Raw genomic sequence first — 1,299 nt, 5'->3', positions numbered from 1 at the left:
CATTGCTGTCCACTTAAAATAAGTTAAGGGACAATTGGTTGTAATTCGGTTCTTTGACAACTTGATAGTTCACGTTTTTAAGCAACTCATCAACGGGTGTTTTATCTAAAAGTGATATACCCAGAACCTGTAGAATCTCGTAGGTTGATCGATCTATTTTAAAGCTGGACCCAACAATGGCTACAAGACAATAAGCAATAATAGCCGAATACACCTGGATACACACGGCATTTTCTGAAGTACCCCAGAAGGCCTTGATTTTCAGATGTTGTTTGATCCATTTAAAAAACAGTTCAACCTGCCAACGGTTTTTGTATAGATAAGCAATCTGTTCAGCTGAGAGTTCAAAGTTATTTGAAAGAAAGACGAATGTTCTGTCTGATTCCTTATCATAAAACCGGACTTTTCGCAGCTTTTCCGGATAATCTTTGGATACGTAAAAGCCAGACAGTTTGCCAATCTGATCACTTTTAATCCCAGCTGTCTTGTTGCTCTTCCTTGGATACATGCAGTTAAATTGAAGGTTTGATTTTGCTCGTACTACAAAAAAAGCAGAATGCTGTGTAATCTTGTAAAGTCGTTGGTAATCAACGTAGCCTCGATCAAAAATGTAGTATGCTTCGGGCTCATATAAAAGATAGTCCATAGCATTAACATCATGAACGAGAGCAGGCGTAATGTGAATAAAAGCAGGAATTTGCGTGGTAACATCGAACAAGGTATTGATCTTAATACCGCCTTTGTTTTTGCGGAATTTGGCCCACCAAAATACGCTTAAACAAAGATCGATCGTGCTGGAGTCGAATGCATAAACCTGGCCTTTGACTTTAAAATCATCGCTTTTTCGTACTTTACGTGCTATAGCCACCAGGTGATAAGCAAATTCTTCAAATATTTTGCTATTCCTGTTTTCATTAGCTTTGGCGAGATTACTGCGAGTAACGCTTTTCCCAAAACCCAAGTGGTAGGATTTTCCTCCATGAGCACTAATGGCGACAATCAAATCTCGCAGACTATCACGGTTGGTAAGTTGACCAAAAACCATGCACAGCAGCTGATTCCAGCAGGTGAAGTGTTTTACGTATTTATTGCCGTTATGCTTTCTGACGAACTTGTCAAAGATCCTTTGAGGCAAAAACTCTACAATCTGAGCGAATACGTATTTTCCTTGATTCATGGTTACTCGTTTTTGAAGTAAACCTAATCAATTCAAATCGTCACCGCACTAAAAAGCTTTTAAAGCGTTAACTATCAATAAGTTCAAAGAACAACACTATATTTTTAATGGACACTTATGAT

Annotated in this window: 1 protein-coding gene; it reads right to left on the bottom strand. The window is 38.3% G+C overall.

Annotated features, from left to right (window positions below):
- Positions 1 to 13: 13 nt before the first annotated feature.
- Entirely contained in the window at positions 14 to 1,177 is a 1,164-nt protein-coding gene (locus NATSA_RS15300; protein ID WP_210513490.1) for an IS4 family transposase, read from the bottom strand.
- Positions 1,178 to 1,299: the final 122 nt, after the last annotated feature.

Source organism: Natronogracilivirga saccharolytica (genome assembly GCF_017921895.1).
In the GTDB taxonomy this organism is placed as follows: Bacteria; Bacteroidota; Rhodothermia; order Balneolales; family Natronogracilivirgulaceae; genus Natronogracilivirga; species Natronogracilivirga saccharolytica.
This window is presented reverse-complemented; position numbering and strand designations above follow the sequence as displayed.

Coding starts and splice junctions, on each gene's coding strand:
- NATSA_RS15300 (WP_210513490.1), bottom strand. CDS start 1,177: ATGAATCAAGGAAAATACGTATTCGCTCAGATTGTAGAGTTTTTGCCT.